21 protein-coding genes are annotated in these 19,369 nt (G+C 27.9%); 12 read left to right on the forward strand and 9 right to left on the reverse strand.

Annotation, left to right across the window (positions count from 1 at the left end):
• Positions 1–3: 3 nt before the first annotated feature.
• The 5 genes from ACY2RW_RS07060 to ACY2RW_RS07080 form a co-directional block, all read right to left on the reverse strand.
• On the reverse strand, positions 4–2,904 hold the full coding sequence (locus ACY2RW_RS07060; RefSeq protein ID WP_490122009.1) for a T9SS type B sorting domain-containing protein: 2,901 nt from the start codon (positions 2,902–2,904) through the stop codon (positions 4–6).
• Positions 2,905–2,948: 44 nt separating this feature from the next.
• Positions 2,949–3,794, reverse strand: coding sequence for an ABC transporter permease (locus ACY2RW_RS07065; RefSeq protein ID WP_490122010.1), 846 nt, complete (start codon positions 3,792–3,794; stop codon positions 2,949–2,951).
• A 21-nt stretch (positions 3,795–3,815) separates the two neighbouring features.
• Entirely contained in the window at positions 3,816–4,715 is a 900-nt protein-coding gene (locus tag ACY2RW_RS07070; RefSeq protein ID WP_490122011.1) for an ABC transporter ATP-binding protein, read from the reverse strand.
• Between the two features lie 109 nt (positions 4,716–4,824).
• On the reverse strand, positions 4,825–4,968 hold the full coding sequence (locus tag ACY2RW_RS07075) for a hypothetical protein (RefSeq protein ID WP_490122012.1): 144 nt from the start codon (positions 4,966–4,968) through the stop codon (positions 4,825–4,827).
• A gap of 68 nt (positions 4,969–5,036) precedes the next feature.
• Positions 5,037–5,537 carry an IS1096 element passenger TnpR family protein gene (locus tag ACY2RW_RS07080; RefSeq protein ID WP_490122013.1) on the reverse strand — a complete coding sequence of 167 codons (501 nt, stop codon included), beginning with the start codon at positions 5,535–5,537 and terminating at the stop codon, positions 5,037–5,039.
• Between the two features lie 71 nt (positions 5,538–5,608).
• On the opposite strand from ACY2RW_RS07080, the gene ACY2RW_RS07085 reads away from it, so the two are divergent.
• Together ACY2RW_RS07085 and ACY2RW_RS07090 are read left to right on the forward strand one after the other, a co-directional pair.
• Positions 5,609–6,025, forward strand: coding sequence for a PaaI family thioesterase (locus ACY2RW_RS07085; RefSeq protein ID WP_490122014.1), 417 nt, complete (start codon positions 5,609–5,611; stop codon positions 6,023–6,025).
• 13 nt (positions 6,026–6,038) lie between these two features.
• On the forward strand, positions 6,039–7,103 hold the full coding sequence (locus ACY2RW_RS07090) for an isochorismate synthase (RefSeq protein WP_490122015.1): 1,065 nt from the start codon (positions 6,039–6,041) through the stop codon (positions 7,101–7,103).
• Positions 7,104–7,243: 140 nt separating this feature from the next.
• Here the strand turns inward: ACY2RW_RS07090 and ACY2RW_RS07095 are convergent, their stop codons facing one another.
• On the reverse strand, positions 7,244–7,609 hold the full coding sequence (locus ACY2RW_RS07095; RefSeq protein ID WP_490122016.1) for a PUR family DNA/RNA-binding protein: 366 nt from the start codon (positions 7,607–7,609) through the stop codon (positions 7,244–7,246).
• Between the two features lie 80 nt (positions 7,610–7,689).
• Positions 7,690–9,444: an ABC transporter ATP-binding protein gene (locus tag ACY2RW_RS07100; RefSeq protein WP_490122017.1), complete on the reverse strand. Its 1,755-nt coding sequence runs from the start codon at positions 9,442–9,444 to the stop codon at positions 7,690–7,692.
• Between the two features lie 147 nt (positions 9,445–9,591).
• Here ACY2RW_RS07100 and nusB point away from each other — a divergent pair, with 147 nt between their 5' ends.
• The 8 genes from nusB (at position 9,592) to ACY2RW_RS07140 (ending at position 16,090) form a co-directional block, all read left to right on the forward strand.
• A complete protein-coding gene (gene nusB / locus ACY2RW_RS07105; protein WP_490122018.1) occupies positions 9,592–10,530 on the forward strand; it encodes a transcription antitermination factor NusB in 939 nt (312 codons plus the stop codon).
• A gap of 52 nt (positions 10,531–10,582) precedes the next feature.
• Positions 10,583–11,047, forward strand: coding sequence for a DUF1573 domain-containing protein (locus tag ACY2RW_RS07110; RefSeq protein WP_490122019.1), 465 nt, complete (start codon positions 10,583–10,585; stop codon positions 11,045–11,047).
• Positions 11,047–11,367, forward strand: a complete 321-nt coding sequence (gene yajC, locus ACY2RW_RS07115) for a preprotein translocase subunit YajC (RefSeq protein ID WP_490122020.1) — start codon at positions 11,047–11,049, stop codon at positions 11,365–11,367. The genes ACY2RW_RS07110 and yajC overlap by 1 nt, the downstream gene beginning before the upstream one ends.
• A 102-nt stretch (positions 11,368–11,469) precedes the next feature.
• Positions 11,470–12,414: a CdaR family protein gene (locus ACY2RW_RS07120; protein ID WP_490122021.1), complete on the forward strand. Its 945-nt coding sequence runs from the start codon at positions 11,470–11,472 to the stop codon at positions 12,412–12,414.
• Between the two features lies 1 nt (position 12,415).
• The gene (gene coaE, locus ACY2RW_RS07125; RefSeq protein WP_490122022.1) at positions 12,416–13,000 is read left to right on the forward strand and encodes a dephospho-CoA kinase; all 585 of its coding nucleotides are present in this window, start codon (positions 12,416–12,418) and stop codon (positions 12,998–13,000) included.
• Positions 13,001–13,116: 116 nt separating this feature from the next.
• Positions 13,117–14,685, forward strand: coding sequence for a sensor histidine kinase (locus ACY2RW_RS07130; RefSeq protein WP_490122023.1), 1,569 nt, complete (start codon positions 13,117–13,119; stop codon positions 14,683–14,685).
• Positions 14,686–14,697: 12 nt separating this feature from the next.
• On the forward strand, positions 14,698–15,399 hold the full coding sequence (locus ACY2RW_RS07135) for a response regulator transcription factor (protein WP_490122024.1): 702 nt from the start codon (positions 14,698–14,700) through the stop codon (positions 15,397–15,399).
• Positions 15,400–15,469: 70 nt separating this feature from the next.
• Positions 15,470–16,090: an L-threonylcarbamoyladenylate synthase gene (locus ACY2RW_RS07140; RefSeq protein WP_490122025.1), complete on the forward strand. Its 621-nt coding sequence runs from the start codon at positions 15,470–15,472 to the stop codon at positions 16,088–16,090.
• A 62-nt stretch (positions 16,091–16,152) separates the two neighbouring features.
• Here ACY2RW_RS07140 and ACY2RW_RS07145 read toward each other — a convergent pair whose 3' ends face one another.
• Entirely contained in the window at positions 16,153–17,151 is a 999-nt protein-coding gene (locus ACY2RW_RS07145; RefSeq protein ID WP_490122026.1) for a glycosyltransferase family 2 protein, read from the reverse strand.
• Positions 17,152–17,351: 200 nt separating this feature from the next.
• Positions 17,352–17,795, reverse strand: coding sequence for a type I restriction enzyme HsdR N-terminal domain-containing protein (locus ACY2RW_RS07150; protein WP_490122027.1), 444 nt, complete (start codon positions 17,793–17,795; stop codon positions 17,352–17,354).
• A gap of 68 nt (positions 17,796–17,863) precedes the next feature.
• Between ACY2RW_RS07150 and ACY2RW_RS07155 the strand changes: the two genes are divergently transcribed.
• Positions 17,864–18,097: a GxxExxY protein gene (locus ACY2RW_RS07155; protein WP_490122028.1), complete on the forward strand. Its 234-nt coding sequence runs from the start codon at positions 17,864–17,866 to the stop codon at positions 18,095–18,097.
• Positions 18,098–18,312: 215 nt separating this feature from the next.
• Complete coding sequence (gene holA / locus ACY2RW_RS07160; protein ID WP_490122029.1) at positions 18,313–19,314, forward strand: DNA polymerase III subunit delta; 1,002 nt, start codon at positions 18,313–18,315, stop codon at positions 19,312–19,314.
• The last annotated feature ends 55 nt before the right edge of the window (positions 19,315–19,369 follow it).

Genomic DNA, 19,369 nt, shown 5'->3' on the forward strand with positions numbered 1-19,369 from the left:
TTTTTAGTTTCTTAAAAGAGAAAAATGCCCTTTTTTTGTTCTTACTTTATCATTTATATCAATTAGTGTTGCATTGTACCAATAATTACTTTCTGGCATCTGCTTGCCATTATAAAGACCATTCCACCCATTTTCTGTTTTTAAGTCAATATTTTTAATAAAACGACCATATCTATCAAAAATCTGTAAAGTTGCTACTTTGTAAAAAGAATTATCTACACCTTGTATTTTCCATGTATCAAATGTCCCATCACCATTTGGTGTAAAAAACCTTTGAAAAAAAACGAATGATACTTCTTTAGAATTGGTAATACCACAACCATCAATATCATTTATATAAATAGTATTTAAACCAGGATTTACGTTTGTAAAAGTGTAACTTAAGTTATCTGTTCCCTTGTTAAAACTTGTTGGAGCTTTACTATTAATGGCATACTCATAATTACCTTTTCCAGAAACTTTTATAGTTATTGTATTTTCATCAGGATTGTCTTGATCGTCTACAAAATCTATAGATTCTATAAATGCAGTATTAGATTCATCTACTGTAAAAGTGTTGTAACCAATGCAGGAAAAATCGTCGCTTGTATTTGTTGCATTATTACTATAAGTTCTGTAAGCTTCTACTTTATAGGTTCCTTCTTGATTTGCTTTGTAAACAGCATTGTTTGCTCCGTTTATTAGTATATTATTTCTATACCAAAGATAGGTGTCGCTTGCATTACCTGTAAATGCATCTAAATCTACAGTAAATGGTTGAGGGTTTGCAACTGGGTTGCTAACACATAAAGTAATTGTATTTGGATTGCCTTTTGGTATTGGTAATTCTTGTACAAATACTTTAAATTGACCTATACTTGTACAAGCGTCTGTGTTTTTAAGTGATATTTTTATGAAAACATCTGTGTTATCAGTAAATAAATCATCTTCAAAAGGCGCTACAATTTCGTTATTTACAAGCCTTGCATCATCTTTTGTTCTGTAATATTTAAAATTATGTGTACTTAGAGATAATGCCCCACCAGAATCTGATATGATTTGATTTGTTTTTAAGTCGAAATTAAAAAAGGCATTGCCACTTCCTAAACTATTGGTGCTTGTAGCATTGTTAGCATTAGAATCTAATTCGCAAGTGTATATCTCAGGATAATTATCGACACCAGAAGGATTTACGTTTAACTCTATAGTTACAGTTTTAAAACAAAGACTTCCTTGAAATTGAACTTTAGCAACTACTTTATGAGTACCAGTTCTTGTAGATACACTATTTCTGTAATCAGCTTTTGTTAGTGGCGTGGAGAATGAAGTATCATTTACTTCAAAAAAATCAATATTTACTGGTTCTGTACCCTTGTAAATTTCAGATTCTTTACTTTCTAAGTTAAAATTAGTTATGTAATCATTTGGGTCTGAATCAAAATCACATTGTTCAAAAATTGGAATTGTGTTTACAACTGGTTTTGGAATAAATTCAATTTCTACTGAGCTATTATATTTTTTGATTCTGCCACAAGAATCTTCAATCGTCATTTCTAAATTATATTTTCCTGAACCATAATTAGTGTTGTCTATATTTAAAACACGGTTATTAACAACTACAGATGCATCTCCTTCTTTAGTCCAAGTGTATGTAGAGCTTGTAGTACCTGAGATTTCTGGTTCCATTGTAACTGTGTCTCCAATACATACGGTTTGTTTCATTGTGTTTAAAACAAAAGTAGGTTTATTGCTATCTATAATGTTAACTGGAGAGAAAAAAGATTGTATAAATGGAGGAAGACCTTGTGTAGCTTTTGAACTTCCACCAAGTCTTATTTTATCTCTGGTGTACCTAATGTCATCTGCAGCATCATCAGGGTTTTCAATGACATCTATAAAAGAAGTACCTTCTGTATAACTAACAGGTACTAAAGAATATATCTTATTATCTGGGGCTAATTGTAAAGCACCTCTATAACCAGTTTGTTTTTGAATTTCTCTTTTTGAAGCAACAATGTCTGCTGATACTAAATCAAATTGAAATACAGTGTTATCTGTGCCATTATGAGTAGAAACATATAGTTTTGAGGATAATTGAGAAAATTCTATTCCATAAGGAGCTCCATCAATAGGAGCATTTATAAGTTTTAGCTGGTTTGTGTTTGAAATCAAACCAGTTGTAATATCAAAATCTAATAGTACTAATGCACCAGTTCCAGAATCAAAATTATTTCCAGTTCCACCAGCAGTATAATCTGCAAAAGCTACTTTTTTTCCATCTGGAGATACTTTTAAATAACCTCTTACATCTGTAGGAAAATAACTCATATTGCTTCTTTTTGGATTTGCAATATCTACACCATTTTTATCAATTTTATAAGCTATGAAATTATTAGATTCTACAGATAAAATCCAAATAGAATCACAATCATCACCCTGTACAGCTGTAACTTTTTCAGACCAAGAAGTAGCTCCTAATGATAAATCTACTGGTCCAGCAATAATTTCACCTTTATTACCATTTTTAGACATATCTACAGTGTAATAATTAAAACCTCTAGAAGAACCTACAGTAAAAATATAATATATATTAGCATCTGAAGGATTTGGAACCACTAAAGCAGATTGTGTACTGGAAGGATCTCCTAATAAATCTATACCTTGAGACCCATTAGAGTAGTTCATGATTTCATGATCTCTATTCCAAACAGTTAAACCATCTGAATAAAACTGAAGAACACCATTTACATCAGATATTGTAGAGCAACCTTCAAAAGTATTCATTTGCCCATCTCTTAAAACACTTGGTGCTCCATTTGAGAAATCTAACCCAGCATTTTCTCCAAAATACCAAAAATTGGCCTCTTTTTGAGAAAATACATTTAATGCAAAAAAGATTAGAAAAAAGGATAATAATTTCTTCATTTGACGATATTTCTTTACTAAACGTCAAATATATTCAAAAAGTACTATAAATCCCTCTTTTTTAACAGTGCATAAGACAAATAAATAAAGATAAATGTCCAAACTGAAACGATTAAGATATTTGTAAACTCTACAGCATAACTTTTTGTAAAAGTTTCTCCAATTTGATTTGCTACAGATTTAACAGCACCTAATCTCGAAAAAGGTTCTTTAATTAAGTTAGACATTGCTTCGAAGGGTAAAAACTGCATAATAGTATCTACTTTTTCAGAAGTATTTTCAGCATTTTTAAATGTCCAAAATAAATACCCCTTAAACATACTTTCTACAATTAGCCATACAACCATAGCTCCAACAGCAAAAGCAGAGCGTTTTACCAAGATTCCAAAAAACAAACCCATAGAGAAAAAAGCAACTAACTTTACAAAAAAAGCAAAAAGATATTCTAGGTCAGAAACGATAATAGCAAATTCATTATAATCAGAATATATTAGACCTAATACTAATGAAATTATAAACACAAATAATGTAGAAATAAATGCAAAACTAATTACTGTGTAAAATTTAGAAAGAATAAATTCTTTTTTACTTAAACCGTCTATTAAGTTTTGTTTTAAAGTTTTGTAACTATATTCATTTGCCATCATAGATACAATAACCAACAGTAAGAAAAATTTTAATATGGCAGCCATATAAGTATTAAAATGCCAGATGTAAGGGAAGTTAAAAATACCTGCATCTGCCAAATGAAACTTTACAGGACCAATATCAAATTTTATAGCAGCAATCAATGCAATAGAGGTTAGTAAGCCAAAATAAATGAGTGATAAAACTTTACTAGCTCTATTGTATTTTAATTTGTGAAATTCTATAGTTAATAGTCTTAACATGACTGTTTATTTTAAGGTTGATTAATTGTTGTTGGTTAAATCTAAGAATTGTTGCTCTAAACTTGGTTTACGTTTTACCAAATGCGATAAAACAATACCTTTTTTAAACAAATATTCATTAATTTCTGCGGATGAAATAGTGCTATTTAAAGTAGCAATAATGGTTTCGTGTTCTTTGGTAACTTTTCCAATTGCAGAGTGTTCTTGTAAAATAGACAATAATTTTTCTTCATCTGTATCAACTTTTAATTCGAACAAACCATTAGAGGCTGTCATTTCATCAACTCTACCACTGTATAATTTTACGCCTTTTCTAATTACAACTACATGAGAACAAACTTTTTCAACTTCATCTAAAAGGTGAGAAGCCAATAGAATTGTGGTGCCATTTGCTGCAATTTTTTGAATAATTTGACGAATTTCATGAATTCCTTGTGGGTCTAAACCATTGGTAGGTTCGTCTAAAATTAAAATCTCTGGGTCGTTTAACAATGCTGATGCAATTGCCAAACGTTGTTTCATCCCCAAAGAAAAAGTTTTAAACTTGCTATTTCTTCTTTCAAAAAGATTAACTGTAGTTAATTTCTCGTCTATTTTTTCTGTGGATATTCCTTTAATCTTACAAATCAAAGCTAAATTTTGAGTTGCAGTCATATAAGGATAGAAGTTTGGGCGCTCTATAATAGCACCTACTTTTTTTAGTGCTTCATGAGTTGATAAATTTCCATTAAACCAAGAAAATTCACCAGAAGTTCTGTTTACAACATTTAAAATAATACCTAAAGTAGTAGATTTTCCACTTCCATTTGGCCCTAAAATTCCGTAAACATTTCCTTTTTTAATATCAAAAGAAAGGTTGTTTACTGCATGAACTTGTCCGTATTTTTTATCGAGATTTTTGAGTGATAAGATAGTTTCCAAAGAAATTGTTTTAGTCGATTATGTGAATAAGACGACTAATTTACAATTTTGTTACGGGAAAAATTAGAAGTTTGAAGAATGAAGTTGGAAGCGTTGAGAATCTAAAAGGTTAATCTATATTTTTTTGTTCTTCTTTTAAAAGATTTTTTTCTGCTTTTCTTTCTTTTTTCCAAAAAACACGTTTTCCAAATTTTTTCAAGTGCTTTACCCAATCTCCATCATGAGTTAGTTGACCTTTTCTTTTGTAGCTCATTTATATTTTATTAAAATAAAAGTGAGTTATCATTTACACAAATAAACGATTATACGACTACACGTTTTTTAATATTCATTAAAATCGAAATCATCAAAATGCCCAAATTCGTCATCAATATCTCCTTCATCACCAAAATCATCATCTAATTTATCTGCAACAAATTCTTTTTCTGGAGCTTCTTCAGGAATTTCTCCAACAGATAAAATGGTTTGTGGTAAATCGTCTCTTTTTTCATCTGTAATTTCAACAACATCCACATAAAAAGTCCACATATTTAGAAAATCATATACATAAATCAGTTTGTCATTTTCTTCAGGTAAGGTATCTTCTAAAATACACGTTTGCATAGAAATACCTTCTCCAGCTTCTGCCATATTAAATAAAGGGATTTCTTCACCTTGGTTCCATTCTTCATCAGTTCTGTAAAAAGAAGCCATTTCTTGCCCCTCAAAACCAAAAGATTTTGCAATAATTAGGTGTAAATCTTCTAAATTCAATTTATCATCAACCAAAATAGTTCTAATTACATCTTCTTTGGTATCTAAAATTACGCGTATTTTATACATAAAATGCTTTAACTTTTCTGCAACAAAAATACAATTTTTTATATGTACTTTTACATTACAATTAAAAGGATATGGATACAACTACCATTTTAAAAGCGTTTAATGATCGTTCTAAAAACACATTAATGGAAACGCTTGATATTGAATATGTTGCTGTTGGGACTGATTTTTTAACTGCAAAAATGCCTGTAAACTCTAAAGTACATCAGCCTTATGGACAATTGCATGGAGGTGCAACAGCTGCTTTAGCAGAAAGTGTTGGAAGTGCAGCTTCAAATTTTTTTATAGACAGTAAAACGCAATTTATAAATGGAATCCAGTTGTCTATCAACCATATAAAAAGCAAGCGAGAAGGTGTTGTTTTTGCAACTGCTAAAAACATTCATAAAGGCAAAACCACACATTTGTGGGAAGTTACAATTGTTGATGAGAATGACAATTTGATTTCTATAGCAAAAATGACAAACATCGTTTTAAATAAAAAATAATTTAATCTTTACATTGAGCATCATTTTTAATAAAATTGAAGAGAATTTTAAGGATAATATTCCTTTTGTAGCTTATAGAAAACCAAATTCAGATTTGGTTTCTGCTTTTTTTATGAAGGATGATAACTTGTATTTCACTTCTAAATTTACTGAAAACGGATTTGTTTTTGCACCTTTTAATAGTGAAGAAAAAGCCATTTTATTTCCGAAAAAAAATGCTTGTTTTACTACTGAAAAATTAGTTTTGGATGATGAGTTTGTAAAAGATGAAGGTTTTACAAGTGCAGAAAACTTAGATAAAAAAAATCACCTTTGTTTGGTAGAGAAAGCCTTAGATGTTATCAATAATAACGAGCTTAAAAAAGTTGTGCTTTCTCGAAAAGAAGAGGTTAAAATAGAAGACTTCGATGTTTTAACTACTTTTAAAAGACTTTTAAAAACGTATCAGAATGCTTTTGTGTATGTTTGGTTTCACCCAAAAGTTGGTTTGTGGTTTGGAGCTACTCCAGAAACTTTGTTGCACATAACTGAGACTAATTTTAAAACCATGTCTTTGGCTGGAACACAGGTTTTTAAAAACGCTAAAGAAGTAGTTTGGAAAAGCAAAGAGTTAGAAGAGCAACAGTTGGTTACAGATTTTATCAAAAACCAACTAAATACTATAGCATCTGACTTGCAAATTGATAAAACAGAAACTATAAAAGCAGGAAATTTACTGCATTTAAGAACAAAAGTAGAAGGTGTTTTAAATAGAAATTCAAGTTTAGAACAATTAATTAGAAGTTTACACCCAACTCCTGCTGTTTGTGGGTTGCCAAGAGAAACTGCAAAAAAGTTTATCAATAAAAATGAAAATTATAAAAGAACTTTTTACACAGGTTTTTTAGGTGAAATTAATGTTCAAGATTCAGTATTTAGCACTCAAAATTCTCAGTTGTATGTTAATTTACGTTGTATGAGTATTCAGGATAAAATTGCATCAATTTATGTTGGAGGAGGTATTACCAAAGATAGCATCGCAAAAAAAGAGTGGGAGGAAACTGTTTCTAAAAGCAAAACCATGAAAAAAGTTTTGTAATTTTTTTTCAATAAAAAAACCGCAAGTTATGTAACTCACGGTTTTTAGTGTGTAAAATGAATTTGAATTGAAATTATTTAAATTACTCTTCTTGCAAAAAAATCTTTACAAAAAAAAGTTAATCTAAAAGGCCTAAAACCTTATATATCATCAAAAGAAACATCTGTAAAACTTTGAGCAGATTTTGGTGCTTCAGTTGCAGTTTCTTCTTCCTTTTTAAAATCTTTTTGATGACGTTCGCTAATTACTTCACTACCTTTTTCATTTAAAATATAGTCAGTTGCTTTACTTAACATGTCTTTAAAATCTGTAAAATCTTCTTTATAAAGATAGATTTTGTGCTTTTGGTAATGAAAAGTACCATCATCATGAGTAAATTTTTTACTCTCTGTAACAGTTAAATAGTAATCGTCTGCTTTTGTTGCTCTTACATCAAAAAAATAGGTTCTTCTTCCAGCTCTTAATACTTGTGAAAAGATTTCTTCTTGTTCAACTCTCTCTGCCATAATTCGTTTAAATAGTAGTTATAATATGTTTGTTATACTTAACAAATCTAATAAAATATTTTATGTAGCAATGTTAAAGATTAATTTTCTTTTTCTAAAAGTTGTTGTTCGTACAAATCTTTGTAGTAACCATCTTGTGTTATTAGTTGATTGTGAGTTCCTTGTTGGGTAATTTTACCATTATCTAACACAATAATTTTATCTGCATTTTTTGCTGATGAAACTCTGTGACTGATAATAAAAGTGGTAATATTTTTAGAAATTCTTTCTAAATTTGATAGAATTTTTTCTTCTGTTTCTGTGTCTACAGCAGACAAGCAGTCATCAAAAATTAAAATTTTAGGTTTCTTAATAATTGCTCTAGCAATAGAAACACGTTGTTTTTGTCCACCAGAAAGTGTTACACCACGTTCTCCTAGAATAGTTTTGTATCCTTTAGGAAAATCTATAATATTTTTATGAACGTCTGCATTTTTAGCAGCTGTAATAATTTCTTCTTCTGTAGCATCTTCTTTACCAAATTTAATATTGTCTTCGATAGTTTCTGAAAACAAAAACGGATCTTGAGGCACAAAACCAATTTGGCTTCTAACATCATTTAAATTGGCTTCTTTTATGTTTTTATTATCTAATAAAATACTACCTTCTTTTGTGTCATACAATCTAGATATCAATTCTATAATTGTAGATTTTCCTGAGCCAGTTTTCCCTAAAATAGCCAAAGTCTCTCCAGATTTTACAGAAAAGTTTATATTTTTTAAAGCTGTAATGTTAGTATCATCATAAGTAAAAGTAACGTTTTTAAACTCTACATCTCCTTTTAGTTCTGTAGATGAGGTAGTTGTGTTTTTAATTTCTGGTACTTGTTTTAAAAATTCGTTAATTCTTAATTGAGAAGCTTCTGCTTGTTGTACCATTGAAGTAACCCAACCAACAACTGCAACAGGCCAAGTTAGTATGTTTACATATAGCATAAACTCGATAATGGTTCCTATTTGAATTTCTCCATTAATATATTGTTTTCCACCAATATAAATTACTAATAAATTACTAATTCCTATTAATAAAATCATTAACGGAAAAAATAGTGCATTCGCTTTTTGTAAATGAATATTTTTCTCCTTGCTTTCATCTGCAATTTTATCAAAATCTTTGATAATAGAAGCTTCTATTCCATAAGATTTTACAACGCTTATGCCTGAGAAAAATTCTTGATTAAATGTGGTTAACTTAGATAAATATTGTTGAACAATGGTACTTCTTCTATGTATTACTTTGCTCAACACAAATATAGAAATAGACAATAATGGAAAAGGAATTAACGTGTACATTGTTAATTTTACATCAATGTTTATCATCTGTGTAAAACCAACCGCAAAAAGTACAATCATGTTCATACTATACATTATTGCAGGGCCAACATACATTCTTACTTTAGAAACGTCTTCAGAAATTCTATTCATTAAATCTCCTGTTCTGTTTTTTTTGTAAAAGTTGATGGATAATCTTTGGTATTGTTGATAAATTTCATTTTTCAAATCAAATTCTATCAATCTAGAAGTAACAATTATAGTTTGGCGCATTAAAAAAGTTAAAAAACCAGCAAAAACAGCAACTCCAATTATAATAAGTACATTTATAAGTAATTGATGCTTTACATCATCTAAATTTGTAACAATTCCTTTTTGGTAATCTTCTACAATATTTAAAGAATCTCCAACAATTTGGGGTACTTTTAAAGCCAAAAGCTTAGATAAAATGGTAATAATTAAACCTGCTAAGATTCGCCATTTGTATTTAGAAAAGTATTTGTTTATATATTTAAGTTCTTTCAAAAGAGAAAATTTATTAACTAAAAAGTAAAGCACGAAGATACAAGATTAACTACAAAACTTTTTCTTAAAAAAGAATTAAAAAAGGTTTCATTAAAAAAATAAAATAACCTTACTTTTGCATCGAAATTTATACAAGTTCTTTAGAAAATGATTAACAGAAGACATATTCGAGTTAAAGTAATGCAATCTGTATACGCTATATTACAGTCTAAAAATGATGACATTCTTAGAGAAGAAAAATTTTTGAAACATAGCATATTAAAAATGTACGATTTGTATGTTTTAAACCTACGATTGCTTGTAGAAGTTCAAAAATTAGCAGCAAAAAAAATAGCACTTTCTAAAAAGAAAATATTAGCTACTAAAGAAGATTTAAAACCAAACACCAAATTTTTAGATAATAAAATTATCAACGCAATTGCAGAAAGCATAAGCGTTGAAGGGTATGTAGAGTTGAACAAACTAAACAATTGGCAAGAAGATGATGAGTATGTAAAAATTATTTTTGATAAACTACAAAAAAGTAATTTGTACAAAAAATATCTAGAAACTGTAGAAGATTCTTATAAAGTTGATAAAGCTTTTGTAATTGAATTTTTTAAAGAAATTATTGCACCAAACGAAAAACTTGCAGAGTATTTTGAAGATAAAATGATTTCTTGGGTAGATGATATTCCGTTTGTAAATACTTGGGTATTAAAAACACTAAGCAAATGTAAAGAAAATACCCCTTTTGCATTAGGTAGTCTGTATAAAGATAAAGACGATGAAGATTTCGTTTCTAACTTATTCCGAAAAACGGTTTTAAAACACAAAGAATACGAAAAAGATATCGAAGAAAAAACGCCAAATTGGGAAACAGATAGAATTGCAGATATTGATATGATTTTGATAAAAATGGCAATTACAGAGTTTATCAATTTCCCATCTATACCAACAAGAGTTACTATTAATGAGTATATAGAGGTTTCTAAAGATTATTCTACAGAAAAAAGTAGTTACTTTATAAATGGTGTTTTAGACAAAATATCAAAAGAATTTGTAAAAAATAAAAGAATTGTTAAAATAGGAAGAGGTTTGCTCTAATTTATTGTTGACGATAAATAAATTTCTTATTTTTACACAAAATTAAAATACAATGAAAAAAATAACATATTTACTGGTATTAGTATTTTCAGTAACTTTTTTTACAGCTTGTAAAGATGGCTCTAATGCTACTTCTAAAATTAACAAAGCTAATTTAGACAATGCAAAAAATAGAGATGCAGAAATTAAAAAAGGGACAGCTTTAGCTACTTTTGATGAAAAAGTGTATGATTTTGGAACTGTTAATGAAGGAGAAATTATAAGCACTTCTTTTAATATTACCAATTCTGGAAAATCTGATTTAGTAATTACAGATGCACAAGTTACTTGTGGTTGTACAGTTCCTGTTTGGCCAAAAGCACCTATTAAGCCAGGAGAAACTAAAGAAATTAAAGTAAAGTTTAATACAGCTGGTAAACAAAATAGACAACAAAAAAACATCACATTAATCACAAATACAGAATCTGGTAGAGAAATATTAACTTTAAAAGGTTCTGTAACACCAAAAGCTAAATAATGATTTTTAATACAATTTTTTTACAAGGAAGTGCAGGCGGTTTTGCACAGTTTTTACCTTTTGTAGCAATTATTGCCGTTTTTTATTTTTTTATGATAAGACCACAAATGAGTCGTCAGAAAAAAGAAAAAGCTTTTCAAGCAGAAATTAAAAATGGTACAAAAGTAGTAACTTCTAGTGGTATTCATGGTAAAGTTTCTGAAGTAAATAATACCAACAACACTGTAACTATAGAGACTGGAGCTGGAAAAATAATGTTTGAACGTTCTGCAATTTCTATGGAACTAAGTAAAAAATATTTTACTCCTGCAAAAAAGTAATTTGTAGTAAATAGTTTTTTAAATAAAAGTGAGTTTCATATTGTTTGAAACTCACTTTTTTTTTCATAAAGTTTTGTGTAGATTGCATCATACTCTTTAAACATGGTATTGAAAACGAAAAAAAAAATATCAAAAAAATTTATTGGCTTTCTTGTAGTTACTATTTTAATATGGTTTTTTACAGCCATGTCAAAAGAATATGTTACTACTATTCAATTTCCTATTAAATATGCTAAGATTCCTCAAAATAAATTATTACAAGATGCTCCTAAAAAGCATTTAGATTTGGTTGTTAAGAGTTCAGGTTTTAACATTGTTAGAGCTAAATTTAGTAGTAATAAAATAAGGCTAAATGCAAATAGATTGGCTAATAAAAAAGGAAAAGCATACTATTTTTTAACTAGCAATCAATTTCAATCAATACAAAAACAACTGTTGCAAAATATTGAATTAAAAGAAATTTTACAGGACACTATTTACTTAAATTTAGGAATTTTAAAAACTAAAAAGGTACCAATAAAACCCAATTTAGATATTAACTTTCACATTGGTTATGACATTACCAAGAAAATAGTTTTAAAACCTGATAGTGTTTTAATTTCTGGCCCAGAACAAAGTATAGATACTATCAATTTTTTAGAACTAGAAAAATTAAAGTTAGAAGATGTTAAAACCAACTTTACTCATAAAGTGCCTTTAAAAAAAGTAAATATAAAAGAAAACATCAAATACAATATAAATGCTGTTACTCTTACAGGTAATGTAGAAAAATTTACTGAAGACAGTTTTAACATACCTTTTGAAATTGTAAACCTGCCTGAAAACGTTAATTTAACTACGCTTTCTAAAACTGTAGAAGTTACTTTTGTAGTTGCACTATCTGAGTTTAATAAAATAAATGAAGAATCTTTTAAAATAGAATGCGATTATAAAATGTCTGAAAAAAATAATTTAAATTATTTAATACCAAAAATAGTTTTAAAGCCCAATTTGCTTAAAAGCGTACGAGTAGTTCCTAATAAAATAGATTTTTTAATCCAGAAATAAAATGATAGTTGGTTTAACTGGAGGTATTGGAAGTGGAAAAACAACAGTGGCAAAACTTTTTCAATCAAAAAAAAATGTAGCAGTATATTTTGCAGATGATCAAGCAAAGAATTTAATAAACTCTTCTGTTGTTATACAAAAAAAAATAATAGAAAATTTTGGAGAACAAGCTTATAAAAACAACCAATTAGATAGAGCATATATATCAAATATTGTTTTTAAAAATAAAGAAAAATTACAGGTTTTAAACAGTATCGTTCATCCAGAAGTAAAAAAACATTTTCAAGAGTTTATAAAACTACACAAAGAGAAAACGTATATAATTTATGAAAATGCGATTCTTTTTGAAAGTAAAAGCAACCTTTATTGCGATGTTATAATTGCTGTTTTTGCGCCTTTAGAAATAAGAATAGATAGAATACTTTCTAGAGACAAAACCACAAGAATAGAGGCAGAAAATAGAATAAAAAACCAGTGGTTAGAAGATAAAAAGATACTACAATCTAATTACTTAATTCATAATATAGACATAGAGACTACAAAAGTCCAAGTTCAAAGAATTCACAATATTTTAACAAAAAAGTAATCATGAATTTAGGTTTATGTACTTATCTTGTTAAATAACTCTTAAATTTTAACTAAACACCCTTTTTTATTTAAAAAACGACAATTCTCTTTTCTTAAATGCGTTAACTTTGCATTATGGGCAAAAAAATGTTTGTGCTTATTGTTGTTTTAATGAGTGTTTCTTTAATAGGAATCATTACTGTACAACTGTATTGGATAAACAATGCTGTAGAGAGTAAAAAAGAACAATTTCAAAACGATGTACAAAAATCTTTAGGAAGTGTATCTGAGATAATTAACGAGAAAGAGCAGCTTTATATCGAAAGAAAATACGCAGGTATTGTAGAAAATTCTGTTTTAGCAGATGAAGCTCAAATAAAGAATTGGATTTTTCAAGAAATAGATACCACAACAAACCAAAGATTTACTTACGGAGGAACAATTTTAGAAGAAAATTTTAAAATGCCAGCAGATTTTGTAGATAATGATAGCATTATTATTAAAAGAATTAGTGGTAAAAACGATTTTTTTCAAACAAGATTGATAACAGGAGCAGACAACGTTTTTTCTTCTGTAGATGAAAAAAGATTTTCTTTTACAAAAAGATTAAAAAATGTTGAGAGAAGCCAGTTTGCAGAAATTTTTAAAAATATTAATAGCACAAGACCAATTCATAAAAGATTAAGTAATAGAGAACTAAATACAACAATTAAAGAAGAATTAAAGAAAAGAAATATAAATTTAGACTTTAAATATGGAGTTTATAGTAAAGATGGTTTGGCTACAAAATTAAAATCGGGTTATTACACCATCAATAAAAATGAAAGTATTCAATATCCATTATTTTATGACGCTATTGGAGAAGTAGATTATCGTTTATATGTAACATTTCCTTCAAAAAATAAGCACATATTATCAGGAATATCAAGCATTTTACTACTTTCTTTATTTTTTATTTTTGTAATTATTATTGCGTTTTCTAGTTCTTTATATCAATTAATAAGGCAAAAGAAAATATCAGAAATTAAAACGGATTTTATAAATAATATGACTCACGAGTTTAAAACACCAATTGCCACTATAAATTTAGCTTTAGACTCTATAAAAAATCCTAAAATCATAGATGATCAAAGTAAAGTATTAAGATACGTTCAAATGATTAGAGACGAAAATAAAAGAATGCATGCACAAGTAGAAAATGTTTTAAGAATTTCTAGATTAGAAAAAAATCAAATAGAAATTAGTAAAGAAACAGAAGATATGCACGACATTATAGAAGATGCAATTACGCATATCAATTTATTAATAGAAGACAGAAAAGGTTCTATAAATACACATTTTGAAGCAATTACTTCAGAAATTTCTGGGAACCAATTTCATTTAACCAATGTTGTGGTTAATATGTTGGAAAATGCTATAAAATACTCTGTAGATGCACCAAAAATTGATGTATATACAGAAAGTACCAATAAGTTTTTTATTCTTAAAATAAAAGATGAAGGTATAGGAATGTCTAAAGCTGTTCAAAAACACGTTTTTGACAAATTTTATAGAGAACAAAAAGGAAATATACATGATGTAAAAGGCCATGGTTTAGGTTTGGCTTATGTTAAAGAAATTATAGACAAACATCATGGAACCGTATTTGTAGAAAGCGAAAAAGGAAAAGGAAGCATATTTACAGTGAAATTACCAATAATTTAAAAAAGTATAAAAATGGGAAGTAAAAAAATTTTATTAGTAGAAGACGATCCAAATTTTGGAACCGTTTTAAAAGATTATTTAGCATTAAACGATTATAACGTTACACATGCAAAAGATGGTATAGAAGGATTAATTATGTTTAAAAACAGTGATTATGACTTATGTATTTTAGATGTTATGATGCCTCGTAAAGACGGTTTTTCTTTAGCACAAGATATTAGAAGCACAAATAAAGAAGTGCCAATTATTTTCTTAACAGCAAAAACTTTAAAAGAAGATGTTTTAAAAGGCTATGCAGTTGGTGCAGATGATTATTTAAATAAACCTTTCGACTCTGAAGTTTTATTACACAAAATTAAAGCAATATTACAACGTAAAGACACAGACAAAACTGCAGAATCAGAACAGTTTGAGTTTACAATTGGTAACTTTTTCTTTAATTCTAAATTACGCCATTTATCTGTTACAAAAGATGGAGAGCCAATAAAATTATCTCCAAAAGAAAGCAAATTATTAAGAATGTTGGCCATTCATAAAAACGACTTAATGCCAAGAGAATTGGCGTTAACTAAAATTTGGAGAGATGATAACTACTTTACATCTAGAAGTATGGATGTGTATATTGCAAAATTGCGTAAATACTTAAAAGACGATGAAAATGTAGAAATTTTAAATATTCATGGAGAAGGATTTCGTTTGGTAGACAAATCATAAGAAATAGAAACTTCCCTAATAAAAAACTCAACATAATTATAATTATGTTGAGTTTTTGTATATTTATAAAATGGCAGAGTTTATAAAAATATACAATAACAACCCAAATCAAAAAGCAATTGATAAGGTTATAAAGGTTTTAAAAAATGGAGGAGTTGTAATTTACCCAACAGATACTGTATATGGTTTAGGTTGCGATATTACAAATAACAAAGCTTTAGAAAGAATTGCAAAGATAAAAGGAGTAAAGTTAGAGAAAGCCAAATTTTCTTTTATTTGTGATAATTTAAGCAATTTGTCTGATTATGTAAAACAAATAGACACTTCCACCTTTAAAATACTTAAAAGAGCTTTACCTGGACCTTACACATTTATTTTGCCTGGTAGTAATAATCTTCCAAAAGTATTTAAGAAGAAAAAAACGGTAGGAATTCGTATTCCTGATAATAATATTATTAGAACTTTAGTAGAAAATTTAGGAAATCCAATTGTTTCTACATCAATTAGAGATGATGATGAAATCTTAGAATATACTACAGATCCTGAATTGATTTATGAAAAATGGAACAACCTAGTTGACGTAGTTATAGATGGTGGTTATGGAGATAATACTGCATCTACAATTATAGATTTAACTGACAATTATCCAGAAGTAGTAAGAGAAGGAAAAGGAAGTTTGGATATTTTATAATTTAAAGTTTTGAGTTCAAAATTCAATGCTCAGTTTTAAACTTTTAATTTTAAACCTTAAACTTATTTGAGTTCTTTAAACCTCTTTCTTCCTAAAATAAAATACTGCCAAACAACACTAGTGTGTAAATTATAATCTTGTTTTTTTATTAATTTTTTGCGTTTTCCTAAAAATTTGAAGAAATTTTTATAAAAACTAAAATGTGCTTTTAATATGGTCCAAGTGTGAATAGGTCTTAATTCTATGATGAATTTTAAACCTGCAATTCCATCTAAAATTAATCGCGAAAAAACGACAAATAAAAACCATTTTTTAGGTACATTTTTTACTACGTTTAACAAGCTATTTCTAAAATTTAAATACGTTTTATGTGGGTTTGTTTCTTGCAAAGTAGCACCACCAACATGATATACTACAGATTTACCTACATATTTTACATTGTAGCCAATATTATGTGTTCTCCAACATAAATCAATTTCTTCTTGATGCGCAAAATAATCTTCATCTAAACCTCCAATTTTATGATAAATTTTAGAGCGAATAAACAAACAAGCACCAGAAGCCCAAAAAATAGTTGTGGTATCATTAAATTGCCCAGTATCAGTTTCTAAATGATTAAAAACACGTCCTCTACAATAAGGGTAACCATATAAATCTACAAAACCACCTCCAGCTCCAGCATATTCAAATTTTGTTTTGTCTTTGTAATCTAATAATTTTGGTTGAATAATGGCTGTATTTTCTTCATTCTTAAAAACCTCTATAATAGGAAGTAACCAGTTTTTAGTTACTTCTACATCAGAATTTAATAAACAATAAACATCTGCATTTATAGATTGCAAAGCATCATTATATCCTTTAGCATACCCTCCATTAACAGCATTTTCTATGATTTTAACTGAAGGAAAAAACGCTCTCACATAATTTATAGAAGTGTCTGTAGAAGCATTATCAGCCACATAAATAGTTGCTTCTTGCGAACTAAAATTCACAATAGATGGTAAAAACTTTTCTAAAAGTTTTTGACCATTCCAATTTAATATGACAATCGCTATTTTCAAGGTTGCGAATTTACATTTTAAAAATTAGTTTATTTCTAATTTTATCTTAATAAAATTGTGTTTTCTCAGGGCTGTTAGTTCTAGAGAAATTCTTTTTTCAAGAATTTTGTATCGATAACTAATTTTAAAAAACTTCTCAATACAATTTTTTTATTCTTCAAAAATCACTCGAAGTAACAGATCCAATAGAAAAATAGGTTTTATTTATAATCAGGAATATCCTTTAAAAAAACATAGGTTTCGTTTTCAAAATCCATTTTACAATAAAAATGATCTAAACCATTTGTAACAACTAAAAAATTGGCTTTTAACTTTAAATTATAACGTGCAATTTGATCAAAAGTTGCTTGGGTAATTTTTATTGAAGGAGCTTTGCATTCTACTATAATATCATGTTTTCCATTAGAATTAAAAACCAAAATATCGGTTCTTTTTTTTCGATTGTTAATGGTGAGTTCTTTTTCTATAGCAATTAAAGAAGTTGGATATTTTTTTTCATCAACTAAAAAATGAACAAAATGTTGACGAACCCATTCTTCTGGAGTTAAAACCAAATATTTTTTTCTTAATTTATCAAAAATTAGCGTCTTATTTTCGCTACTTTTGAGCCTGAAATCATAATGTGGTAAATTAAGTTTTTGCATCTTCATTGCCACGAATATCACAAATTAAAATGATTTATAAAAAAGAAAGCTAAGATATTGTAGGAACTTTGTTTGAGGTTCATAATAATTTAGGTGGTGGTTTTTTAGAAGTAGTTTATAAAGATGCCCTCGAATATGAGTTTAAAAAGAATAATATTGATTTTGAAAGAGAAAAAGAATATTTAGTTAATTACAAAGAAGTTGTTTTGTTACATCCTTTTTATGCTGATTTTGTAGTATTTAACAAAATTATTTTAGAATTAAAATCAGTAAAAGAATTTCATCCAAAACATATAGCTTAATGTATTAATTATTTAAAAGTATCAGGTAATAAGTTGTGTATTTTGGTTAACTTTCAGAATGAATCTTTAGAGTTTAAAAGGATTGTTTTGTGAAAAATTATTGTTTCGAATTCACGAATTATTGTTAGTGTATAAAATTTTATCATAAAAACTGATTAAATTTATGATTAATTTTTATTAGTGAATTTGTGGCAAGAAAAAATATATTTATATAAATGAACGAAATTAATGCGATAGTTTCAGATATTAAAAAAGGAAATATTAAACCTATCTATTTTTTAATGGGTGAAGAACCCTACTATATTGATAAAATTTCTGATTTTATTGAAGAAAAAGTTTTGGATGAAGCCGAAAAAGGATTCAATCAACAGATAATGTATGGTAGAGATGTTACTGTAGAAGATATTGTTGGTGCTGCAAAACGTTATCCAATGATGGCAGAAAGACAAGTTTTAATTGTTAAAGAAGCGCAAGATTTAAGTAGAAATATAGAAAAACTGGTTTCTTATGCAGAAAATCCACAACCAACAACTGTACTCGTTTTAAATTATAAATATAAAAAGCTAGACAAACGTAAAAAATTACACAAAGCAATTGCAAAATCGGGTTTAATTTTTGAAAGCAAAAAATTATATGAGAACCAAGTTGCAGATTGGATTCGTAGAGTTTTAAGTGGAAAAAAGTATCAAATAGAACCAAAAGCAGCGCAAATGTTGGTAGAGTTTTTAGGAACCGATTTAAGTAAAATAGCCAATGAATTGAGTAAGCTAATGCTAATTTTACCCAAGGAAACTATTATTAACGATAAACATATTGAGGAAAATATTGGGATTTCTAAAGACTTTAATAATTTCGAATTAAAAAAAGCTGTAGGAGAGAAGAATGTTGTAAAAGCCAATAGAATTATCAATTATTTTGCAGAAAATCCTAAGAATAATCCTCTAGTCATGACAATTTCTTTATTAAATGGTTTTTTTACGCAACTGCTCATGTTTCATGGTTTACAAGATAAATCTAAAAATTCCGTCGCTAAATCTATTGGAGTAAGTCCGTATTTTGTAGATGAATATTTTTTAGCTGCAAGAAATTATCCAATGCGAAAAGTAGCCCAAAATATTGCTTTTTTAAGAGAGGCAGATGTAAAGAGTAAAGGTGTTGGCGCAAACCAATCTCAAAGAGACATTTTAAAAGAATTATTATTTAAAATTTTACATTAAAATGGATGATGAAGTTTATTAGATTTTAGAATCGATCCTTTTATTATAATCTTAC

Source organism: Polaribacter sp. 2305UL8-11, assembly GCF_058147165.1.

What these genes read in the sequence shown, in the direction of transcription:
- ACY2RW_RS07080 (WP_490122013.1), bottom strand. Translation starts at nt 5,537, where the DNA reads ATGTATAAAATACGCGTAATTTTAGATACCAAAGAAGATGTAATTAGA.
- ACY2RW_RS07060 (WP_490122009.1), bottom strand. Translation starts at nt 2,904, where the DNA reads ATGAAGAAATTATTATCCTTTTTTCTAATCTTTTTTGCATTAAATGTA.
- nusB (WP_490122018.1), top strand. Translation starts at nt 9,592, where the DNA reads ATGATTAACAGAAGACATATTCGAGTTAAAGTAATGCAATCTGTATAC.
- ACY2RW_RS07130 (WP_490122023.1), top strand. Translation starts at nt 13,117, where the DNA reads ATGGGCAAAAAAATGTTTGTGCTTATTGTTGTTTTAATGAGTGTTTCT.
- ACY2RW_RS07065 (WP_490122010.1), bottom strand. Translation starts at nt 3,794, where the DNA reads ATGTTAAGACTATTAACTATAGAATTTCACAAATTAAAATACAATAGA.
- ACY2RW_RS07135 (WP_490122024.1), top strand. Translation starts at nt 14,698, where the DNA reads ATGGGAAGTAAAAAAATTTTATTAGTAGAAGACGATCCAAATTTTGGA.
- ACY2RW_RS07110 (WP_490122019.1), top strand. Translation starts at nt 10,583, where the DNA reads ATGAAAAAAATAACATATTTACTGGTATTAGTATTTTCAGTAACTTTT.
- ACY2RW_RS07095 (WP_490122016.1), bottom strand. Translation starts at nt 7,609, where the DNA reads ATGGCAGAGAGAGTTGAACAAGAAGAAATCTTTTCACAAGTATTAAGA.
- ACY2RW_RS07150 (WP_490122027.1), bottom strand. Translation starts at nt 17,795, where the DNA reads ATGCAAAAACTTAATTTACCACATTATGATTTCAGGCTCAAAAGTAGC.
- ACY2RW_RS07075 (WP_490122012.1), bottom strand. Translation starts at nt 4,968, where the DNA reads ATGAGCTACAAAAGAAAAGGTCAACTAACTCATGATGGAGATTGGGTA.
- holA (WP_490122029.1), top strand. Translation starts at nt 18,313, where the DNA reads ATGAACGAAATTAATGCGATAGTTTCAGATATTAAAAAAGGAAATATT.
- ACY2RW_RS07085 (WP_490122014.1), top strand. Translation starts at nt 5,609, where the DNA reads ATGGATACAACTACCATTTTAAAAGCGTTTAATGATCGTTCTAAAAAC.
- coaE (WP_490122022.1), top strand. Translation starts at nt 12,416, where the DNA reads ATGATAGTTGGTTTAACTGGAGGTATTGGAAGTGGAAAAACAACAGTG.
- yajC (WP_490122020.1), top strand. Translation starts at nt 11,047, where the DNA reads ATGATTTTTAATACAATTTTTTTACAAGGAAGTGCAGGCGGTTTTGCA.
- ACY2RW_RS07120 (WP_490122021.1), top strand. Translation starts at nt 11,470, where the DNA reads ATGGTATTGAAAACGAAAAAAAAAATATCAAAAAAATTTATTGGCTTT.
- ACY2RW_RS07140 (WP_490122025.1), top strand. Translation starts at nt 15,470, where the DNA reads ATGGCAGAGTTTATAAAAATATACAATAACAACCCAAATCAAAAAGCA.